Source organism: Synechococcus sp. A15-28 (genome assembly GCF_014280175.1).
In the GTDB taxonomy this organism is placed as follows: Bacteria; Cyanobacteriota; Cyanobacteriia; order PCC-6307; family Cyanobiaceae; genus Parasynechococcus.
This window is the reverse complement of record NZ_CP047931.1, coordinates 2,105,967-2,125,404: the sequence shown is the minus strand read 5'-3', so window position 1 is coordinate 2,125,404 and position 19,438 is coordinate 2,105,967. Positions and strand designations below refer to the sequence as shown.

The 19,438-nt window shown below is 65.0% G+C and carries 19 protein-coding genes; 7 read left to right on the top strand and 12 right to left on the bottom strand.

Going from position 1 to position 19,438, the window contains the following annotated elements; translation table 11 throughout:
- Position 1: 1 nt before the first annotated feature.
- From SynA1528_RS12080 to SynA1528_RS12065, 4 genes are read right to left on the bottom strand one after another with little or no spacing between them, the layout of a single operon-like run.
- Positions 2-673 carry a response regulator transcription factor gene (locus SynA1528_RS12080; protein ID WP_186586949.1) on the bottom strand — a complete coding sequence of 224 codons (672 nt, stop codon included), beginning with the start codon at positions 671-673 and terminating at the stop codon, positions 2-4.
- A 4-nt stretch (positions 674-677) separates the two neighbouring features.
- Positions 678-2,471: an adenylate/guanylate cyclase domain-containing protein gene (locus SynA1528_RS12075; protein WP_186586948.1), complete on the bottom strand. Its 1,794-nt coding sequence runs from the start codon at positions 2,469-2,471 to the stop codon at positions 678-680.
- Entirely contained in the window at positions 2,471-3,178 is a 708-nt protein-coding gene (locus tag SynA1528_RS12070; RefSeq protein WP_186586947.1) for a FecR domain-containing protein, read from the bottom strand. The genes SynA1528_RS12075 and SynA1528_RS12070 overlap by 1 nt, the downstream gene beginning before the upstream one ends.
- Before the next feature lie 29 nt (positions 3,179-3,207).
- Positions 3,208-4,833: an ABC transporter ATP-binding protein gene (locus SynA1528_RS12065; protein WP_186586946.1), complete on the bottom strand. Its 1,626-nt coding sequence runs from the start codon at positions 4,831-4,833 to the stop codon at positions 3,208-3,210.
- A gap of 20 nt (positions 4,834-4,853) precedes the next feature.
- On the opposite strand from SynA1528_RS12065, the gene SynA1528_RS12060 reads away from it, so the two are divergent.
- Positions 4,854-7,184, top strand: a complete 2,331-nt coding sequence (locus SynA1528_RS12060) for a RelA/SpoT family protein (protein ID WP_186586945.1) — start codon at positions 4,854-4,856, stop codon at positions 7,182-7,184.
- Here SynA1528_RS12060 and SynA1528_RS12055 read toward each other — a convergent pair.
- Positions 7,177-7,629 (bottom strand): DUF2062 domain-containing protein, encoded by a 453-nt coding sequence (locus SynA1528_RS12055; protein WP_186586944.1) that lies wholly within the window; start codon positions 7,627-7,629, stop codon positions 7,177-7,179. The two genes, SynA1528_RS12060 and SynA1528_RS12055, sit on opposite strands and share 8 nt — an antisense overlap.
- Positions 7,630-7,692: 63 nt before the next feature.
- Between SynA1528_RS12055 and mnmE the strand changes: the two genes are divergently transcribed.
- A complete protein-coding gene (mnmE, locus tag SynA1528_RS12050; RefSeq protein ID WP_186588486.1) occupies positions 7,693-9,048 on the top strand; it encodes a tRNA uridine-5-carboxymethylaminomethyl(34) synthesis GTPase MnmE in 1,356 nt (451 codons plus the stop codon).
- A gap of 3 nt (positions 9,049-9,051) precedes the next feature.
- Here the strand turns inward: mnmE and SynA1528_RS12045 are convergent, their stop codons facing one another.
- On the bottom strand, positions 9,052-10,635 hold the full coding sequence (locus SynA1528_RS12045; protein WP_186588484.1) for an NCS2 family permease: 1,584 nt from the start codon (positions 10,633-10,635) through the stop codon (positions 9,052-9,054).
- Positions 10,636-10,700: 65 nt separating this feature from the next.
- On the opposite strand from SynA1528_RS12045, the gene nadC reads away from it, so the two are divergent.
- Genes nadC through SynA1528_RS12025 form a run of 4 tightly spaced genes read left to right on the top strand, consistent with a single transcriptional unit; the run spans position 10,701 to position 15,466 of the window.
- Positions 10,701-11,540 (top strand): carboxylating nicotinate-nucleotide diphosphorylase, encoded by an 840-nt coding sequence (gene nadC, locus SynA1528_RS12040; RefSeq protein WP_186586943.1) that lies wholly within the window; start codon positions 10,701-10,703, stop codon positions 11,538-11,540.
- Positions 11,541-11,583: 43 nt separating this feature from the next.
- Positions 11,584-13,356, top strand: coding sequence for an arginine--tRNA ligase (argS, locus tag SynA1528_RS12035; protein ID WP_186586942.1), 1,773 nt, complete (start codon positions 11,584-11,586; stop codon positions 13,354-13,356).
- A complete protein-coding gene (locus tag SynA1528_RS12030) occupies positions 13,353-14,471 on the top strand; it encodes a pyridoxal phosphate-dependent aminotransferase (protein WP_186586941.1) in 1,119 nt (372 codons plus the stop codon). The genes argS and SynA1528_RS12030 overlap by 4 nt, the downstream gene beginning before the upstream one ends.
- Positions 14,468-15,466 carry an asparaginase gene (locus tag SynA1528_RS12025; RefSeq protein ID WP_186586940.1) on the top strand — a complete coding sequence of 333 codons (999 nt, stop codon included), beginning with the start codon at positions 14,468-14,470 and terminating at the stop codon, positions 15,464-15,466. The genes SynA1528_RS12030 and SynA1528_RS12025 overlap by 4 nt, the downstream gene beginning before the upstream one ends.
- Here the strand turns inward: SynA1528_RS12025 and SynA1528_RS12020 are convergent.
- From SynA1528_RS12020 to prfB, 6 genes are all read right to left on the bottom strand, one after another.
- Positions 15,450-16,172 (bottom strand): MBL fold metallo-hydrolase, encoded by a 723-nt coding sequence (locus tag SynA1528_RS12020; protein ID WP_186586939.1) that lies wholly within the window; start codon positions 16,170-16,172, stop codon positions 15,450-15,452. The two genes, SynA1528_RS12025 and SynA1528_RS12020, sit on opposite strands and share 17 nt — an antisense overlap.
- 26 nt (positions 16,173-16,198) lie before the next feature.
- Entirely contained in the window at positions 16,199-16,801 is a 603-nt protein-coding gene (locus tag SynA1528_RS12015; protein ID WP_186586938.1) for an anthranilate synthase component II, read from the bottom strand.
- A 10-nt stretch (positions 16,802-16,811) separates the two neighbouring features.
- Positions 16,812-17,258, bottom strand: a complete 447-nt coding sequence (locus tag SynA1528_RS12010) for a diacylglycerol kinase family protein (RefSeq protein ID WP_186586937.1) — start codon at positions 17,256-17,258, stop codon at positions 16,812-16,814.
- Positions 17,248-17,805: an rRNA maturation RNase YbeY gene (ybeY, locus tag SynA1528_RS12005; protein ID WP_186588482.1), complete on the bottom strand. Its 558-nt coding sequence runs from the start codon at positions 17,803-17,805 to the stop codon at positions 17,248-17,250. The genes SynA1528_RS12010 and ybeY overlap by 11 nt, the downstream gene beginning before the upstream one ends.
- Before the next feature lie 2 nt (positions 17,806-17,807).
- A complete protein-coding gene (locus SynA1528_RS12000) occupies positions 17,808-17,972 on the bottom strand; it encodes a DUF3285 domain-containing protein (RefSeq protein ID WP_011129165.1) in 165 nt (54 codons plus the stop codon).
- Between the two features lie 4 nt (positions 17,973-17,976).
- Positions 17,977-19,105, bottom strand: a protein-coding gene (prfB, locus tag SynA1528_RS11995; protein ID WP_222930186.1) for a peptide chain release factor 2 whose coding sequence is annotated in 2 segments (ribosomal slippage) — positions 17,977-19,029 and positions 19,031-19,105 — 1,128 coding nt in all. Because the reading frame shifts where the segments join, the coding sequence is not laid out codon by codon here.
- Between the two features lie 75 nt (positions 19,106-19,180).
- On the opposite strand from prfB, the gene grxC reads away from it, so the two are divergent.
- Positions 19,181-19,438 carry a glutaredoxin 3 gene (gene grxC / locus SynA1528_RS11990; RefSeq protein ID WP_186586936.1) on the top strand — a complete coding sequence of 86 codons (258 nt, stop codon included), beginning with the start codon at positions 19,181-19,183 and terminating at the stop codon, positions 19,436-19,438.

The following is a 19,438-nucleotide window of genomic DNA, read 5'->3' as shown; positions in this document are numbered from 1 at the left end:
TTCAGGCTGTTAGCAGTCCCTGCCGAAACCCAGCCACCGCCGCTCCGGTGCGGCTTTTCACCTGGAGTTTGCGCATCACGGATTGCATGTGGTCGCGCACGGTGGTGGAGGCGAGGTGGAGGCGCTCTGCAACTTCCTTATTGCTCAGTCCGTCGGCCACCAGGCTCAGTACTTCCCGTTCCCTGTCGCTGAGGCTTTCCATCGTTACGTCTGTCTTGGCGCCGGTGCTGATGGCAGGGTCCACGAAGCGTTCGCCGTGGTTCACCGCGGCCAGGGCCTTGGTGAGAACGCAGGTCGGCCCGCCGATGTTCTGATCCAGCACAACAGCTGCTAAAGCTGGATCCTGCAGTGTTTGAACGCTGTGACCGTGATTGTCCGTGAGGATCAACACGCTGCGGTGACTCGAATCGCGTCGATGCACCTCTCGGATCAACTCGAGGCCGTGGCCGTCTTGAACATGTTCTGTGATGAACAGAATTGCCTTGGCAGGATGTCGCTCAAGGTGGGAGAGCACGTCTGAACCGGATGCTGTGATCAGACCTGGATGGGCGCAGGTGAGTCCTGCCAGCTCATTGACAGTATCCATCGCCACCAGGCGCGGATGAGTGCAGCTGATCACCGCACGCTCCTGAATCAACTGGCCCAGTTCGCGCAGGAAAGAGGGGAAGGACATGGCCTCAAACCGCCCGTCTCAGGTTAATCCGATCAGATCGGTCGGTCTTTGGGGTGTTGAGCCCCTTCAGCCCGAAGACCTGCACGGGAGTGGGCCATCCCTTCACCATCTGTGGCCCGAGGTCGACCACCTCCACGGCATCCCCGAGCAACTCCCGCAGTTCCCCACTGATCAGGATCGGATGCTCCTTGAAGCGTCGGGTCAACCCTTCCAGGCGGCTGGCCACATTCACCGCCGAACCGATCACCGTGTACTCCAGGCGATGGCTTGAGCCGAGATTGCCAGCCATTACCTCACCGAAATGCATTCCAATGCCTTGGGCGAGGGGTTCCACCCCCTCAGCCTCCAGGGTTGTGTTCAAGCTGTCGAGATTGCTCTGCATCGCTAGAGCAGCACGGACTGCCGCCAGGGCTTCCTCCCGGTCGCCGCGGTTGTGGGGGATTCCGAATTCCGCCATCAGCGCATCACCGATGAACTTGTCGAGCAGTCCTTGCTCCTGCAGAACAGGAGCAGAAATCGCCTCGAAGTAGCGATTCATCAGTGCGAACAGCGTGTCGGGTTCCATCACGCTGCTGCGGGTGGTGAACCCCACCAGATCGGTGAACAGCACCACGCAGCGGCTTCGTTGCCCCCCAAGCTGGGTCCACACCGCTTCTCCAGAGCGGACCATGTCGGCCATCAGGGTGGGGGAGACGCGGCGAGAAAGCACGGTGTGCAAAAACCGTCGCTGACGACTTTCGTGCTGAAACTGAGCCGTCGCCCGCAGGCCACCCCCGAGCAGTGGCGACAGACAGAGCGCCGTGGCTGGCAGCCAGAAACCGGAGACCCAGCCCAGCACGGTGACTCCGCCCCCCAGCCCCGCGAGCAGGAGGCCTGCGGTGGTGGTGGCGGCTGCGGTCCGGCCCACATTGATGCGCCAGAGCAGCAGCAGTCCCCAGACCAGGGCAAGGCAACTCCAGAGGGCCGGGTGGGGTCTGCGGAACCCCTTGCCCTGGAGTTCTCCTGCAATGGCGGCGTACAGCACCTCCGATCCGCTCAGTTGACCAAAGGGTGTTTCCAGTTGATCTCCAAGAGACGGGGCCGTGGCGCCGATGATCACCGTCTTGCCCCTCCAGCTGTCCGCCGGCAGGTCGGTCACCCCCCAGGCCGGGATGATCGGGATATGACCGGCCGGACCCAGCACCTCCAGGCCGGTGTCATGCCGCGGCACCGAAGTGGCTGCAGTCACATTGGCCAGCGGTTTGGGCCAGGGTTGGGGAAATCCGGAGAGCATTCGCTCCAGTTCCTCCTGGCCGGGTGTTGCCTCCACCACGCCGAAACTGTTCAGCACGAAACTCGACAGGCCCACCCTCGGGAATTGCTCGGCCTGAGGGCGTCGCAGTTGGACCTGTTCCAGGTCACTGGCCTGCTGGCGGATGTAGCTCGCACTGAGCACAACGCGCTCTCGCCAAGGCAGAAGCTGCTGCACAAAGCCCGCGTCGTCCTCCGGCCCGAAACCGCTGGCGCCGGAATGGACGATGTTGAACACCACCTGCGACGCCCCATGCTTAAGGGGGAGGGCGGCCAGGGTGGCCTGAACACTGCGCGGCCATGGCCAAGGCCCGAAGTCCGCCAAGGCCGGATCGAGGGAGGCTTCATCCACGCCGATGAGAACCAGGTCATCCGGAAGCGGCCTGGCACCGCGCCATTGCATCAGCAGTTGGTGGGTGAGGGCATCGGCTGTCGCCAAGGCCGGTGCCAGCAGGAGCGGAATCACCACCCCCAGCCGCCAGAGCACCGGCATGGCCCATCGCTTCATCAATCTCGTGGCGCGGCGCTGGTCCCCAGTTCCCGCTCGATGATGGGAAGGGTGTCCAGCGGTGTCGAAAAGCCATTGATCAAGGCACTGCCCTTCATCCTCCGATCAATGTCGGTGTTGGCCATGGGGGCTGGGGGCTCCCATTCGATGGCATCCGTGACCCGTCCCCGGGTGTCATCGAGCTGGCGTTTGAGATCCAGCAGCAGTTGCTGGCCGCTCTGCAGCGTGAATTCCTCGCCGTCCTTGGTGCGCACCTGCACGGCCCCTTCCCAGCTGAACACGCGGAAGGTGTCATCATTGAGTTCCAGAAACACCGTGGTTCCCTGGATTGATGCGGTGGCCAGTCGCGTGCGGATCTGAAACGGACGTCGGTTGGTGATGGATGGACTGATCCAGCCGATGATCGATCCCTTCAGCAGTTCGACGCCCGCACCCGCCAGCTTCAGCTTGGCATCGCCCCCCATGCGGAACTGGCGGCCGTTGCTGAGCTTCACCTGCATTCGTCCGGGTTTGCTGGTGCGCAGCAGGGTGGATGGGATCAGCGACTGCCCCTGACGAGCGGGGATCTGAGCTTCCCCCGGTCGCTGGACAAAGGCCGGCCCGGCGGGCACCTCCACCACCTGGGGTGGTGTGGCGAGAGCCGGTGATCCTCTCCAGATCAGCAGAAGACCTGCCACAGCGATAGCAGTGCGGACACGGGATCCCATGGGCCGATGGCAGCAACCCACCAAGGGTGTCAAGGCAAGCGCGGACATGCATCCACCAGCGTGCGGCTGATGGCGGCCTGAGGGGCCTGGAAGATCCGCTCACCCGGTCCTTCCTCCACGATCTCCCCCTTGTCCAACACGATCACGCGATGACAGAACCCGCTGGCCACTGAGAGGTCGTGCGTCACGAAAATCATCGCCAGCCCCAGCTCCTGCTGCAGCTCCCGCAGCAGCGCCAGCACCTCGGCCTGCACCTCAGCATCCAGCATGCTGACGCTTTCGTCGCAGATCAGCACCTTCGGCTGCAGCGCCAGGGCCCGGGCAATGGCCACCCGCTGTTGCTGTCCGCCGGAGAGTTGGCGGGGAAGACGATCCTGGAACTGTTCAGCTGGGTTGAGGCCAACCCGCTCCATCAGCTCCCGTGCCCGCTGGCGGGCGGCAGCCTTACTGCACAGGCCATGAATGAGTAAGGGGTCGGCAATGGCCTCCGCCACGCTCAGGGCCGGATTGAGACAGGCCAGTGGGTCCTGAAACACCATCTGCAGGACTCGGCGTGCCTGGCGCAACGGTTCACCCTTGAGGTTGAGCAGGTTCTGGCCCAACAGGTCAACGCGGCCGCCGCGAATGGTGTTGAGACCCATCAAGGCCCGGCAGAGGGTGCTCTTGCCGCAGCCGGAGGCTCCCACGACTCCGAGGCTTTCTCCGGCGCGTAACTCCAGGCTGATGCCATCCACCGCCTTGAGCCAGACGGGGGACCAGGGGGTGCCGCCGACGCTGTGCCAGCAGCGCATCGCGTCCACGGTCAGCACCGGTTGAGCTTTGGGCCTCGACGGCGTCTGCCCCCCTTCCCGGGCCCGGGCCGAGGCCACCAATCGCTGCCCGACCTCGGAACGGGGCTGCGTCAGCAGCTGTCGGCTCGGGCCGTCCTCCACCTTGAGGCCACCATCGAGCATCGCCATGCGCTCACACCAGCGCGCTGCCATGGCCAGATCGTGGCTGATCAACAGCAGGGCACTGCCCATTTCCGCGCAAAGACCGCTCAGCTCGGCCATGACCTGCCCGGCCACGGCGACATCCAGGCTGGTGGTGGGCTCATCGGCGATGAGCAGAGGCGGTTCGAGCGCAATGGCGAGGGCGATGGCCAGGCGCTGACGCATGCCACCGCTCAGTTCATGGGGGAACGCGCGCCGACGCCGGGCGCCAATGCCCACCCGCTCCAGCAGCTCATCACAGCGCTGGCGCCGCCAGCGGTCGCTGCTGTCCGGTCGATGGGCCTTCAGGGTATCCAGCAGATGAGCGCCGACCGTCATCAACGGATTCAGCCGGGTCATCGGGTCCTGAAACACCAGCCCGGCGGCCTGACCCCGCAGCCGTCGCAGAGCGGGGCGATCCAACGTCCGTGGGTCGATGCCGGTCAACCGCAAGCTTCCCTCGCACTGGGTGCCCGGGGGCAGCAACTGCATCACGGCGCGGGCCACGGTGCTCTTGCCACAGCCCGAGGAGCCCACCAGGGCCATGGTCTCTCCGGACATCAGGCTCAGGTCAAGGCCATTGAGGGTCCAGCGATCACTGCCCGGGTAGCGCAGCCGCAGCTGTTCGAGCTCCAGGACAGGGCGCGACATGGAGAGGACGGGGGGTCGAGCACTGCATACCATGGATTGACCCGCTGGGTCGGATGCTCGACGCTTCCTCACCACAGGACTCTTCCCGGACCGAGAGTGCTCCGGCGCCTGTGCAGTGCGGTGGCCCGGAGCTGAGGCGTCATCCGGTCCGCCATCCGGACGAGTACGAGATCGCCCTGCCGGAGTGGTTGCGGCAGTGCATCCTCAACGTTCCACCGGGCCTGGGGACGAGCTGCCCGACGGATCCAGAAGCCCTATTGGTGGCGGCCTTTGATTTCGGGTTTCAGCTGCACGAGGGCCAATTCCGGGCCAGTGGTGATCCCTACATCGTTCACCCCGTTGCCGTTGCCGATCTGCTGAGGGACATCGGTGCCAGCGCCAGCGTGATCGCGGCCGGGTTCCTGCACGACGTGGTGGAGGACACCGACGTCACCCCCGACCAGATCGAGCTGCATTTCGGTTCTGAGGTGCGCGAGCTGGTGGAGGGGGTGACGAAACTGGGCGGCATTCACTTCAACAACCGCACCGAGGCCCAGGCCGAGAACCTGCGGCGGATGTTTCTGGCGATGGCCAGTGATATCCGGGTGGTGCTGGTGAAACTGGCCGACCGGCTCCACAACATGCGGACGCTGGGGGCGCTCAAGGAGGAGAAGCGCCAGCGCATCGCCCGGGAGACCCGCGAGATCTACGCCCCCCTTGCTAACCGCTTGGGCATCGGGCGGTTCAAATGGGAACTGGAGGACCTGGCCTTCAAGTTGCTGGAGCCGGAGGCGTTCCGAGAGATCCAGCAGGAGGTGGCCAGCAAGCGCAGTGAGCGGGAGGAGCGTCTCGGCGTCACTGTCGCCCTGCTGAACGACCGCTTGGCTCAGGCCGGACTCGAGGGTTGTGAGGTGAGTGGTCGTCCCAAGCACCTCTACGGCATCTGGAGCAAGATGCAGCGTCAGCAGAAGGCGTTCCACGAGATCTACGACGTGGCCGCGCTGCGGATCATCACGCCGAGTGTCGAGAGCTGCTACCGTGCTTTGGCGGTAGTGCACGACACCTTCCGACCCATTCCCGGTCGCTTCAAAGACTACATCGGTCTGCCCAAACCGAACGGCTATCAATCCCTGCACACCGCCGTCATCGGACGCCATCGGCCGATTGAGGTGCAGATCCGCACCATCGAGATGCACCGGGTGGCGGAATTCGGCATCGCCGCGCACTGGAAATACAAGGAGGGCGGCTCACCGGCCAGCAGCAGCAGCGCGGCGGAACGCTTCAACTGGCTGCGGCAACTGGTGGACTGGCAGCAGGAGGGTGGCAACGACGACCACAACGACTACCTCTCATCGATCAAGGAGGACCTCTTCGATGAAGAGGTGTTCGTGTTCACGCCGAAGGGCGATGTGGTCGGGCTGCGCAAGGGGGCAACGCCGGTGGACTTCGCCTACCGGATTCACTCTGAGGTGGGCAACCACTGCCATGGTGCGCGTATCAACGACCGGCTCTGCCCCCTGGCCACGGCGTTGCAGAACGGTGACTTTGTTCAGATCCTCACCAGCAACACGGCCCATCCGAGCCTGGACTGGCTCAATTTCGTCGCCACCCCCACGGCCCGCAATCGCATTCGCCAGTGGTACAAGCGCAGTCACCGGGACGAGACGATCGAACGGGGTAAGGAGTTGCTGGAGCGCGAACTGGGACGGGATGGCTTCGAAGCTCTCCTGAACGGTGCGGCCATGGCCCGTGTGGCTCAGCGCTGCAACGTTGGTTCCACAGATGACCTGCTGGCCTCCCTCGGCTTCGGTGCGGTGACGTTGCAACAGGTGCTCAATCGCTTCCGCGAGGAGATCCGCCTGATCGCCGAGCAGGACACGGCTCCCCCCAGCAACGAGGAGGTGGCCAGGGCCCTCGTCCCCCCCAGGGAGACCACGTCGGATCATCGCCACAGCGTGGACACGATCCTTGGCCTCGAAGGGCTGGACTATCGCCTGGGGGGCTGCTGCAGCCCTCTTCCCGGTGAACCGATCGTCGGCACGGTGGCCCTTGGCAACCACGGCATCACCATTCACCGGCAGGAGTGCGCCAACGTCGAGACGATTCCCAAGGAACGTCGGTTACCGGTGCGCTGGAACACCCACGGTGCCCAGCCTCTGCAACGCTTCCCGGTGCAGCTGCGGATCGAGGTGATCGACCGCGTCGGCATTCTCAAGGACATCCTGATGCGGCTGTCCGATGGGGCCATCAACGTCAGCGATGCCCAGGTGAAAACCGCCGCGGGGCGTCCGGCGAGGATCGATCTGCGGGTGGAACTGCGCGGTTCCGACCAGCTCAGCCGCACGATGGATCAGATCCGTTCCATGGCCGATGTGATCGACATCGCCCGAACCGGGGTCAGTTGACGAAGGTGCGTTGCTGAAAGAGTCGGTAGGCCAGCAATCCCAGCAGCAACGCCATTAGAGCTCCCACAAGCGTCGAACCGAGCAGAAGTCGCTGCAGAACGTCCCAGCCTTGATTCCAGAGGTTGCTGCGGTTCACACCGTCGAGGTCGGCCCCGGCCAGCGGTCCCAGCAGCCGGCTGCCCACCACGAAGTTGAACCAGTACAGCGGCACGTAGGTGAGGGGGTTGCTCACCAGGGTGCCCGCGGCGGCGAGCAGGTGGTTGCCACGCACCAGGGTGGCCAGCCCAACGCTCAGCAGCATCTGCAGCCCGAAGAAGGGGTAACAGCCGCAGAACACACCGGCGGCCACACCCCTGGCCCGTTGCCCCGCTGTGCCCTCTTGCGCCCACAGCCACTGAAGGCCCCGGCGCAGGCGTTCACGGTTGGTCTGCAGCAACCGTTGCATGAACCGTGACGGGCAGATGAACGGGCGGATCCTAGGAATGAGGTACTGAAAGGCGTCCTTTCCCTGACCGCTTCCGACACCATCGCTGCTGTGGCCACGGCGGTCGCCCCAGGCCAGGGCGGAATCGCTGTGATCCGCGTTTCAGGCCCTGTGGCGGAAGACGTCGGCCGTTCGATCGTGCAAGTCCCAGGACGGCAGGACTGGGAGTCTCACCGTGTTGTCTATGGCCACGTGCTGGATGCCACTGGTCAGCGACGCCTGGATGAGGTGCTGCTGCTGCTGATGCGCAGACCCCGCAGTTTCACCGGTGAGGACGTTGTGGAGATCCACTGCCATGGCGGGGTGATGGCGGTGCAGCGGGTGCTGGAGCGGGTGCTGGAGCAACCGGGGGTTCGGCGGGCCCTGCCGGGGGAATTCAGCCAGCGGGCCGTGCTCAACGGCCGTCTGGACCTCACCCGCGCGGAGGCGGTGAGTGAGTTGGTGGCGGCTCGCAGCCGGCGGGCGGCGGATCTGGCTATCGCTGGCCTCGATGGCGGGATTCACGCTCAAATCACCGCGTTGCGCGAGCGGTTGCTGGATCAGCTCACCGAGCTGGAGGCCCGGGTGGACTTCGAGGAGGACCTGCCGGCGCTGGATGGCGAGGCCCTGCTGCTGGAGCTGCAAGCCATACGCCTGGAGCTCCAGCAGTTGGTGCGGGATGGCGAGCGGGGGGATGCCCTGCGCAGCGGCCTTCGGGTGGCGTTGGTGGGCCGCCCCAATGTGGGCAAGAGCTCGCTGTTGAACCGGCTCAGTCGGCGGGAGCGGGCGATTGTGACCGAGCTGCCCGGCACCACCCGCGACCTGCTGGAGAGCGAGATTGTGCTGGAGGGGGTGCCGATCACCCTGCTCGACACCGCTGGCATCCGTGCGACTCAGGACGTGGTGGAGCAGATGGGGATTGCCCGCAGCGAGCAGGCCCTGGCCTCAGCCGATCTGGTGTTGCTGGTGATCGATGCCCAGCAGGGCTGGACCCCGGCGGATCGCGCTTTGCTGGAGCGCATTCCCCCGGCGGTTCCGCGCCTGGTGGTGGCCAATAAGCAGGATTTGTTGAGGACCGAGGCACCCGCGGAAGCCGATGTGCTGCTGTCGGCCATCAGTGGTGAGGGGGAGGACCAACTGGTGGAGGCGGTGCTGACCTGCTGTGGCGCCGGCGATGCCTCGGCTGTGCTGCTGGCGCTGAACGAACGGCAGCGGGATCTGGCGGCCCGCGCGGCCGAGGCGCTGGCCCGCAGCCAGGAGGTGGCGGCCCAGCAATTGCCCTGGGACTTCTGGACCATCGATCTGCGCGAGGCGATCCGCGCGCTGGGGGAGATCACCGGTGAGGAGCTCACCGAAGCGGTGCTGGATCGGGTGTTTTCGCGCTTCTGCATCGGTAAATAAGCGTCAGTTGGCGCCGCGTTGTCGCCAGTGGGCGAGCATCACAATCACCGTCATGGCGGCATACCCCTCCGCCCAAGCCTGTCCACTGCCCCATCCCAGTTGCATCACGGTGTCGGCGGGACTGAACTGCCAGGCATGAATCAGACCGATCCAGGCCAGGCCGGCTGCTAACGCGGTGCACAGCGCCGAGGCCAGAAAGCGGCCTTCGATGGCGTACACCAACCAGGCTGAGAGGAGCATCGCGGTGATGATCTGCCCCTGTTCCAGGGCGAAGAGGCCCTGGGCCCAGACGTCCGCTGACGCAAGTTCGCTCAGCAGATCGGGAGTGAATGCTGATTCGCCCGAGCCGGCTGCTCCAGCCCGCAGTCCGGCCTTGAGCATCAGGGCGCCCCATCCCGCCAGTCCTGGCAGCAGGCCCAGCACCACGGCCGGCCCGTGGCGCTCGGGTGTGCTGGCGAATGCCTGGGCGGCCATGGTCAATCCGATGTACAGCAGGATTGCGAGACCCGCCTCCACCGGGATCAGCTCGCTGGCGGCTCCGAACAGCCCCAGGAAGCAGCCGGAGGCCATGACCACTCCGTTCAGCCAGGAGTAAGCCGACCGCGCTCCCAGGGCTTTGAAGCCCGGATGGCCGATGTAGAGCGTGGTCGGGAAACAGGAGCCCAGGGCCGCGGCACTCAGGGTTCCAAGGCCATCGATCAGCAGGCTGCTGCGGGTTGCATAGCGATCCCCCGCAGCCTCGGCGCTTTCCAGGTTCTGCAGCGATCCGATCAGATTGAACAGCCCCATGGGTGCAATGACGGCGATCCAGGGAAGCAGCTCGAAACGGGCCTGCCAGAGGGCATTCAGCTGCAACGTCGGCCAATGCAGGCTGATCACGCTGAGTCCTCGCTGCCAGCCTTCGGGATCCAGCGTGTTCAAGCCGCTGCCCCAGGCCAGAGCCATCCCCAGCAGCAGGGCCATCAGGCCGGTGGGGATCGGCCAGCGCACGCGACCGAAATAGCCAAGCAGGATCACACTGAGGCTGCTGAGGCAGACCAGAGGGTGGGCGAAGCTGCGCAGCAGGAATCCCAGGGCGATGTAGCCCAGGGCAATGCCCGCCAGGGTGGATAGCAGCGCTGCCCGCGGCAGCCAGCGCCGCAGGCTGTGGGCAACGAAAGCCCCGAGGGTTTCGATCAGGCCGGACCCGAGGCAAGCCATCAGTCCCACCTGCCAGGAGCGCTGCACGGCATCGGCTTCGCTCAGCCCTGCACTGAGAGCCGCAAGCTTTGCCGGCAGCATCACCAGAAACACGAAGGCGAACAGGCTGACCGTGTTGACGCCGTAGGGCAGTGCTGTGCAGTCGTTCCTCTGTTCTCGTCGGGCCAGGGCCCTGGCCTGCTGGGCATAGATCAGATTCCCCAGCAGCAGGCTGATGCCCGTCGCCGGCAGGATCGTCCCGAACAACAGGCTGTCGGGGAAGCCAAGCACTCCGCGGCAGAGGCTGATGATCAGCAGGATTTGAATCAGGTTGTTCAGGCCCAGTCCAAGCAGACCGTCGAGATCACCGGTCTGGATTCTGAGGTTCTTGAAATGGTGTGTCGCCAAGCGGTTCGCTGCATCGAAATCAGCCTGGCCTTTCCCATACAGTCCGCTCAACCGCAATCTGCGGAATGGATTGGCAGTCCCAAGCTCTCACCAGTGCACTGGATCGCTGGTTGGCGGAAGACATCGGCCGCGGAGATCTGACTGCGGTGGCGTTGCAGGGTCAGCAGGGTCAGGCCCATTGGGTCGCCAAACAGCCGGGCCGGTTCTGCGGTGGCCCTTTGGTGCAGCGCTTGTTCCAGCGGCTGGATCCCGCGGTGAACGTTCGGTTGCTGCGGCAGGACGGTGAGGCCATCGAGGCCGGGGACTGCCTGCTGGAGCTGCAGGGGCCGGCCACGGCTTTGGTGGCCGGGGAACGCACCGCCTTGAACCTGGCCATGCGGCTCTCGGGCATTGCCACCGCTACTGCTGCATTGGTGGCCCAGCTTGCGGGCACCGGTGTGCGTCTGGCCGACACCCGCAAGACGACCCCTGGGCTTCGTCTGCTGGAGAAATATGCGGTGCGCTGCGGCGGCGGCATCAACCACCGCATGGGGCTGGATGACGCGGCCATGCTCAAGGAGAACCACATCGCCTGGGCGGGGGGCATCACGGCGGCCATCGCTTCTGTGCGTGAGCAGGCCCCCTGGCCCACGGCCGTGATTGTGGAAGCGGAGACGGAGGCTCAGGCGCTGGAGGCGGTGCAGGCGGGCGCCAATGGGGTGCTGCTGGATGAATTCAGCCCTGAGCGGCTCACGCAGCTCGTGCCGCGCCTGCGGGACTGCAGCGATCGCGGAGTGATGCTGGAGGCTTCGGGCATTCAGCCCGAGCAGTTGCAGGCCTACGCCGCCACCGGCATCGATCTGATCTCCACCAGCGCGCCGGTCACCCGTAGCCATTGGCTCGACCTGAGCATGCGTTTCACCTGAAGAGGGATGATCAGAGCCGGATTCCCCCGGCCACGCACTGCCCATGCTCAGCCTGTCCCAGTCCCTGGATGCCCAGCTGCGGGCGGCGATGCAACGGGCCTTCCCGGAGGCCGATGCGGGGCTGGACCCCCAGCTGGCCCCGGCCAGCAAGCCGGAATTCGGTGACTTCCAGGCCAATGGTGCGTTGCCCCTGGCCAAGCCCCTGAAGCAGGCCCCCCGCCAGATCGCCACGGCGATCGTGGAGCAGCTGCAGGGTGATCCCGCCTTCACCGACCTCTGCCTGGAGCCCCAGATCGCCGGGCCGGGCTTCATCAACCTCACGATCCGCCCGGAGCGGCTGGCGGCGGAGGTGTCGGCCCGGCTGGGGGACGAGCGTCTCGGCGTGCCGGCGGTCAGCAACGCGGCGCCGGTGGTGGTGGATTTTTCCAGCCCCAACATCGCCAAGGAGATGCATGTGGGGCACCTGCGCTCAACGATCATTGGCGACTCGCTGGCGCGGGTGCTCGAGTTCCGCGGCCATCCGGTGCTGCGCCTCAATCACGTGGGCGACTGGGGCACCCAGTTCGGCATGCTCATCACGCATCTCAAGCAGGTGGCGCCGGAAGCCCTGGACACCGCCGATGCGGTGGATCTGGGAGACCTGGTGGCTTTCTACCGCGAGGCCAAGAAGCGCTTCGATGAGGATGAAGCCTTCCAGTCCACCTCCCGCGATGAGGTGGTGAAGCTGCAGGGGGGCGATCCGGTGTCGCTCAAGGCCTGGGGCCTGCTCTGCGACCAGTCGCGGCGCGAGTTCCAGAAGATCTACGACCGGCTCGACATCCGCCTCAGCGAACGCGGCGAGTCGTTCTACAACCCCTTCCTGCCGGCGGTGCTTGATGGCTTGAAGGCCACCGAACTGCTGGTCACCGACGACGGCGCCCAGTGCGTTTTCCTCGAGGGTGTGCAGGGCAAGGACGGCAATCCCCTGCCCGTGATCGTGCAGAAGAGTGATGGTGGTTTCAACTACGCCACCACTGATCTGGCGGCGATCCGCTACCGCTTCGGTGCAGCGCCGGAAGGGGATGGTGCCCGCCGCGTTGTGTATGTCACCGATGCCGGCCAGGCGAACCATTTCGCCGGGGTGTTCCAGGTGGCGGGACGGGCCGGCTGGATCCCGGACGGTGCGCGCCTCGAGCACGTGCCCTTTGGCCTGGTGCAGGGGGAAGACGGCAAGAAGCTCAAGACCCGCGCCGGTGACACCGTGCGCCTGCGGGATCTGCTCGATGAAGCCGTCGAGCGCGCCGAGACCGATCTGCGCTCACGCCTGAAGGAAGAGGAGCGCAGCGAGTCGGAGGAGTTCATTCAGCATGTGGCGGGCACCGTGGGGTTGGCGGCGGTGAAATACGCCGACCTCAGCCAGAACCGCATCACCAACTACCAGTTCTCCTTCGATCGGATGCTGGCGCTGCAGGGCAACACGGCGCCCTATCTCCTCTATGCCGTGGTGCGCATCGCCGGCATCGCCCGCAAGGGGGGTGACCTGGATGTGGAGACAGCCCAGCTGACCTTCAGTGAGCCCCAGGAGTGGGCTCTGGTGCGGGAGTTGCTCAAGTTCGACGCTGTGATCGCAGAGGTGGAGGAGGAGCTGTTGCCCAACCGCTTGTGCAGCTATCTGTTCGAGCTCAGCCAGGTGTTCAACCGCTTCTACGATCAGGTGCCGGTGCTCAAGGCCGATCCTGAAGCACTGGCATCCCGCCTTGCCCTCTGCCGTTTAACGGCCGACACCCTCAGACTGGGGCTCGGACTGCTGGGCATCGCCACCCTGGACCGCATGTGAACGACAACATTCAACCGTTCACACCCGGTGGTGCTCCGGCGGCCCGCGCCGACGTCGAGCAGCTCAAGGCCTACAGCGCCCCCCTGGAGGGTCGGCGCAACATGCTGCGCCTTGATTTCAACGAAAACACGATTGGCCCCAGCCCGCTGGTGGCCCAAGCCTTGCGGGGGTTCAGCACTGAGGAGATTGCGGTTTATCCAGAGTACGACGGCCTGCGGGAGGCCGTCGTGCGCAACCTCATGGAGGGTGGTTGTCGGGAGCGACTCAATCCCGACCAGGTGGGTCTGTTCAACGGCGCGGATGCCGCCATTCACGCCGTCTTCCAGGCCTATGGCGATGCCGGCGACTGCGTTCTGACGACGGCCCCCACCTTTGGCTACTACACCCCCTGTGCCCGCACGCAGGGCATGACGATCGAAGCCATTCCCTACGAAGGTGAGACGTTTGCATTCCCCCTTGCGGCCATTCAGGAAGCGTTGACGCGCCTTTCACCTCGGCTGCTGTTGATCTGCAACCCCAACAATCCCACCGGAACCCGTCTGGCTCCGGAGCAGATCATTGCGATGGCCGCCTCAGCGCCGGACACCCTGTTGGTGGTGGATGAGCTCTATGCCGCGTTCACCGGCGACAGCGTGCTGCCGCTGGTCGATTTCGCAGAGACGCCGAATCTGCTGGTGCTGCAGTCCCTGTCCAAAACCGCCGGCTTAGCCGCGTTGCGGATCGGGTTCGCTGTCGGCCACGCCGCTGTGATCGACCGCGTCGGTCGCGTCACCGGTCCCTATGACGTCAACAGCGTTGCGGTGGCCGCCGCCTTTGCCGCCCTGGCGGATCAGTCCTACGTCGATGCCTACGTCGCAGAGGTGTTGCGGGCGAGAGACTGGACCGTGGAGGCTTTGCAGCAGGCGGGAGTGCGCCATCACTGCGATGGGGGCAACTATCTGCTGATCTGGCCCCGGAAACCGGTGGCGGAGGTGGATGCAGCCCTGCGCGGTGAGGGCATCCTGATCCGCTCGATGGCGGGCAAGCCGCTGATCGATGGTTGCTTCCGCGTCAGCATCGGCACCACCAGCCAGATGCAGCGTTTCATGGAGGCCTACCTTCGTCTCGATCCATGAGTCGGCTGCTGCTGCTGGCCACCGGCGGCACCATCGCCGGCCGTGGGGCCGACAGTGCGACGTTGAACGACTACAGCGCAGGTGTACTGAGGGGTGAGGACCTGCTGGCGGCGGTGCCGCAGCTGCAGGATCTGACGACGATCAATGTCGAGCAGATCGCCAACGTCGACAGCGCCGACCTGCTGTTTGCGCATTGGCGCGACTTGGTCTCGCGTATCCGAGAGGCGTTCCGAATGGATCCGGATCTCGCAGGGGTGGTGATCACCCATGGCACCAACACCCTGGAGGAAACCGCCTGGTTGCTGCAATTGCTGATCGACGATCCCCGGCCGGTGGTGCTGGTGGGGGCGATGCGGCCAGCAACGGCCCTCAGTGCTGACGGGCCCCTCAATTTGTTCCAGGCGGTGCAGGTGGCCTTGACCAGCGAAGCACGCGGCCATGGCGTTTTGGTGGTGATGGATGGCCAGATCCATGGCGCCCAGCGTGTCACCAAGCTGGCCACCCAGGGGGTGGGGGCGTTCGCCAGCCCCGGCAGCGGGCCCTTGGGCTGGGTGGATGACGTTGGCGTTCATTTCCCAATGGCGGGCGGATCCCGTCAGGTGCCCTTCGCTGGGCTCGATTTGCCGGAGCAATGGCCCCAGGTGCCGATTCTTTACGGCTGCGTGGAGCCCGAAGCGCTCATGCTGACCGCTTGTCTCCATGCTGGTGTTGCCGGGGTGGTGTTCACAGGAACAGGGGCGGGCCAGCTGTCGGCTGGGGAGCGCTCGGTGCTTCTGGCATGGCCGGGGAAGCGGCCGTTGATGCTGCGGTCGAACCGTTGCGGTTCAGGCCCGGTGCATCGATGTGCCGAAGATGAACGGTTGGGGGTGCTGCCCGCCGGCAGCCTCAATCCTCAGAAGGCCAGGGTGCTGCTGTCGCTGGCCCTGATCGCCGGACTGGACCGGGAGGGTCTGGCGGCGTTGCTCAGCGCAACACCGCTCAGCGCAACACCGTGATCACGGTGGTGTCGGGCAGGTTGGCCGGAAGATCGATGCTGCGGCCTGGATTCACCACGGTGGATCCGCCCATGGCCTCAAGGAATGGCTGAACTCCCTCCTGGTCGCAGTTGGCGGGGGCATCGCCATTGACGTATTGCACCGGAATCACCCGTTTGGGGTTGAGCTGCTTCACCACGGCAGCAGCTTCCTTGCCGTCATAGATCTTGCTTCCGCCGCCCACGCCGATGATCAGCACATCGGGGCGCCCCAGCAGCACCCGGTCAGCACCGCTGATCGGCCCTGCGGTTGCACCCACATGGGCGAAGTCCAGGCCTCCCTGCTGCCAGCGCCAGATTGTGGCGTTGCCGAATCGACGGCCTTCCATCCGGTCGTGGGGGCTGGCGAAACCCTCCAGATTCAGGCCTCCCACTTTGTAGGAACCCGGCGCCACCAGGAACCGCCCCGTGGCAATGCCGCGGGCCCCTTCGTCGGCCAGTTCGGAACTGGCCAGAACGACCCCGGCTTTGACGCGGGGTTCGGGCAAGCCCGCCGCACAACCCACTGCCTTGTAGGGATTGAGCAGCACCGACTGACCGCCTCCCTGAATAAACAGAGCCCGCTGGCCGTAGCTGCTGATGCTGACGCCACCGCCGGCATCGGCCGCTGCCTGCAGGCTCAGTGCCAGTCCAGTGGCAGCAAACGCAGCAGAGCGCAGGACGGACATGGTTGGCGTTGATGTGAGTTCGGACGCTAACAGCGTTCTCCGCTGGCTTCCTGCAGAAAGTTGGCCAGCAGTTGGTGGCCGGAGTCCGTCAGCACGCTCTCGGGATGGAACTGCACCCCCTGCAGATGGCGATGCTCACGGTGACGCAGCCCCATGATCGTGCCGTCCTCCAACCAGGCCGTGACCTCCAGGCAGTCCGGCAGTGAGCTGCGTTCAGCGATCAGGGAGTGGTAGCGGGTGGCCGTCAGGGGCTGAGGCAGTCCGGCGAACACCCCTTCACCGTTGTGCAGGACCGGAGATGTTTTGCCGTGCATCTGTTGGCTGGCACGAATGACGCGGCCGCCATGCACCTGGGCGATGGCCTGGTGCCCGAGGCAAACCCCAAGGGTGGGAATGGTGGGGGACAGATCCCGCAGCACCTCCAGGCAGACGCCGGACTGGTCCGGATCACCAGGGCCCGGTGACAGCAGAATGGCGTCGGGCTTCAGGTCTCGAATCTCGGTGATGGTGAGGGCGTCATTGCGGTGCACCTGGAGGTCCGCTGCGATGGGGTGATGAGGTGCCAGCTCACCGAGGTACTGCACCAGGTTGAAGGTGAAGCTGTCGTAGTTATCGATGACCAGCAGCATCGGCGCGACCTCAGAAATTCAGGCGGAGCAGCAAGGGTGGCAGCAGCAGAAACAGGGCGATCAGCAGAGAGCTGATGGCGGCCACCAGCACGGCAGCGGCGGCACAGTCCTTGGCAATGCGGGCCAGGGGGTGATAGCGACGACCGATGGCCAGATCCACCACCGCCTCGATGGCGGTGTTGAGCAGTTCCAGCACCAGCACGGCCGTCACCGTCAGCGCCAGCACCGCCATGCGGATCAGGTCCAGCTGCAGCACAACCGCCAGTCCGAAGACAACCGCGCCGATCACCACATGGATGCGGAAATTGCGCTGGCTGCTGAAGGCGTAGCCCAGCCCCTGAGCGGCATAACGGAAGCTGGCGGGCAAGTCTCCAGCGATCTGCCAGCTGCGGCGTCGTACCGCCAACCTGACGGCCTTGAGTTCGTTCTCCACCGGCACTGGGATCTCAGCGGGCATTGCCGTCAACTGTGGTGTCCACCGGATGCAGCTCCGAGGCCTGAACGTTACCTCCACCGTCGAGAAGCTGCTCCTGCAGTTGCAGCATCGCGGTGAGGCTGGTCTCGTCGGGATGATCCCAGCCCAGCAGATGCAACAGGCCATGGCTCACCAGCCAACGCAGCTCCCGGTTGAGGCTGTGCTGCTGCTCTGACGCCTGACGTCGGGCCGTATCAAGCGAGATCACGATGTCGCCCAGTTCCACCGACGACACGTCCGGCAACGCAGGGGCATCCTCCAGTGCCGCAAACGACAGCACATCCGTGGCTTGGTTCCGGTGCCGCCAGGTGCTGTTGAGCGCGGTGATGGTGGCATCGTCGGTGAAGCGCAGCCCCAGGCACAGTTCATCTGCCTGGCGCACCACCGCCGGACAGGGCAGCGCAGGGTCGGCACCGATCGTCTGGATCCAATCCATCAAGGTTGTCTGCCAGGTCTGAAGCTCCGCCAGTGACGTCGGGTCTTCAGGGGCCCAGGGGCCGTCAGCATCAAGGGCCAGATCAAGCTCCATGGCTATCCCGGCAGCGTCGGCCGCCCCAGCCATGCCACCAGGGTGATGAAGCCGAGGAATCCCATGGCGGTCAGGCCGAAGTGAAACAGGCTCTTGCTGCCCTTGCGCACCATGTTGCGCATCGCCTGTTTGACGAAGCTCGGTGGTGGGGTGCTCTCGGTGGCCATGGGGTCAGGAATCGGCGTCAGAGCCGGGGCTGTCGACACCCTGGCGCAACGAGGCGTCGATGAAGGGGTCGAGGGCCCCATCCATCACCGCCTGCACATCATTGGTTTCCTCACTGGTGCGCAGGTCTTTGACCATCTGGTACGGATGGAAGACGTAGTTGCGGATCTGGTTGCCCCAGGCCGCCTCGACGATGTCGCCTCGGATGTCGGCGATTTCGGCGGCTCTCTGCTCCTGGGCGATCACCAGCAGCTTGGCCTTGAGCAGCGCCATCGCCTTCTCCTTGTTCTGGAGCTGGGAGCGTTCCTGGGTGCAGCGCACCGCCAGTCCAGTGGGGATGTGCAGGATGCGAACCGCGGTCTCCACCTTGTTCACGTTCTGACCACCAGCACCGCCGGAGCGGCTGGTGGTGACCTCCAGATCCTTTTCAGGAATCTCGATGTCGACCTCCTCATCAATTTTGGGCATCACCTCGATGCCGGCAAAGCTGGTCTGGCGTTTGTCGTTGGCGTTGAAGGGTGAGATGCGCACCAGGCGATGGGTGCCCTTTTCGTTGCGCAGATAGCCGTAGGCATAACGCCCCTCCACCTCGATGGAAGCGCTCTTGATTCCGGCTTCCTCTCCTTCCGAGAGTTCGTTCACGGTCACCTTCATGCCGTGGTCTTCCGCCCAGCGGGTGTACATGCGCAGCAGCATCTGCGCCCAGTCCTGGGCATCGGTGCCACCGGCGCCGGCATTGATGGTGAGAACGGCGCCTTCCTTGTCGTAGTCACCACTGAGCAGACGCTCCAGCTCCCAGCGGTCCAGGCCCTGGCGCAGCTGTGTGAGGCCCTCCTGGGCTTCCGTGAGCATCTCCTCGTCCGGCTCGAGCTCGTAAAGCTCCAGCGTTGCCTTGGCGTCGTCCACGGCGCTGCCCCAGTCCGCCAGCTGCTGCAGCTGGGCCTTCACTTCATCGAGGCGGCGCATCTGCTTCTGGGCAGCCTGCTGGTCATCCCAGAAGTCAGGCTGGGCAGCGAGTTGTTCGAGATCCTGTTGTCTGGCCTTCAGTGCGGGGACGTCAAAGACAGTCCTGGGCATGGCCCAGGCGGTCAGTGAGCTCGGAGAGATCGCGCTTGAAGTCGGTGAGATCCAGCAAGGACTGCGGTTCTGATCAGTTGTTGACGCTATCAGTGCCGCCGCTGCATAGGATCCGCACAGACGGAGCAGCTCCATGGCCAAGGTCGAGATCTACACCTGGCGCACCTGTCCCTTCTGTGTGCGCGCCAAGGGTCTGCTGGACCGCAAGGGTGTGGGTTATAACGAGCACGCCGTTGACGGTGATGAACCCGGCCGCGATGCGATGGCTGCCCGGGGTGACGGACGTCGCAGCGTCCCTCAGATCTTTATCGACGACCGCCACATCGGCGGCTGCGATGACCTTCACGCCCTTGAGCGTGCCGGAGAGCTCGATCCCCTGCTGAACGCCTGA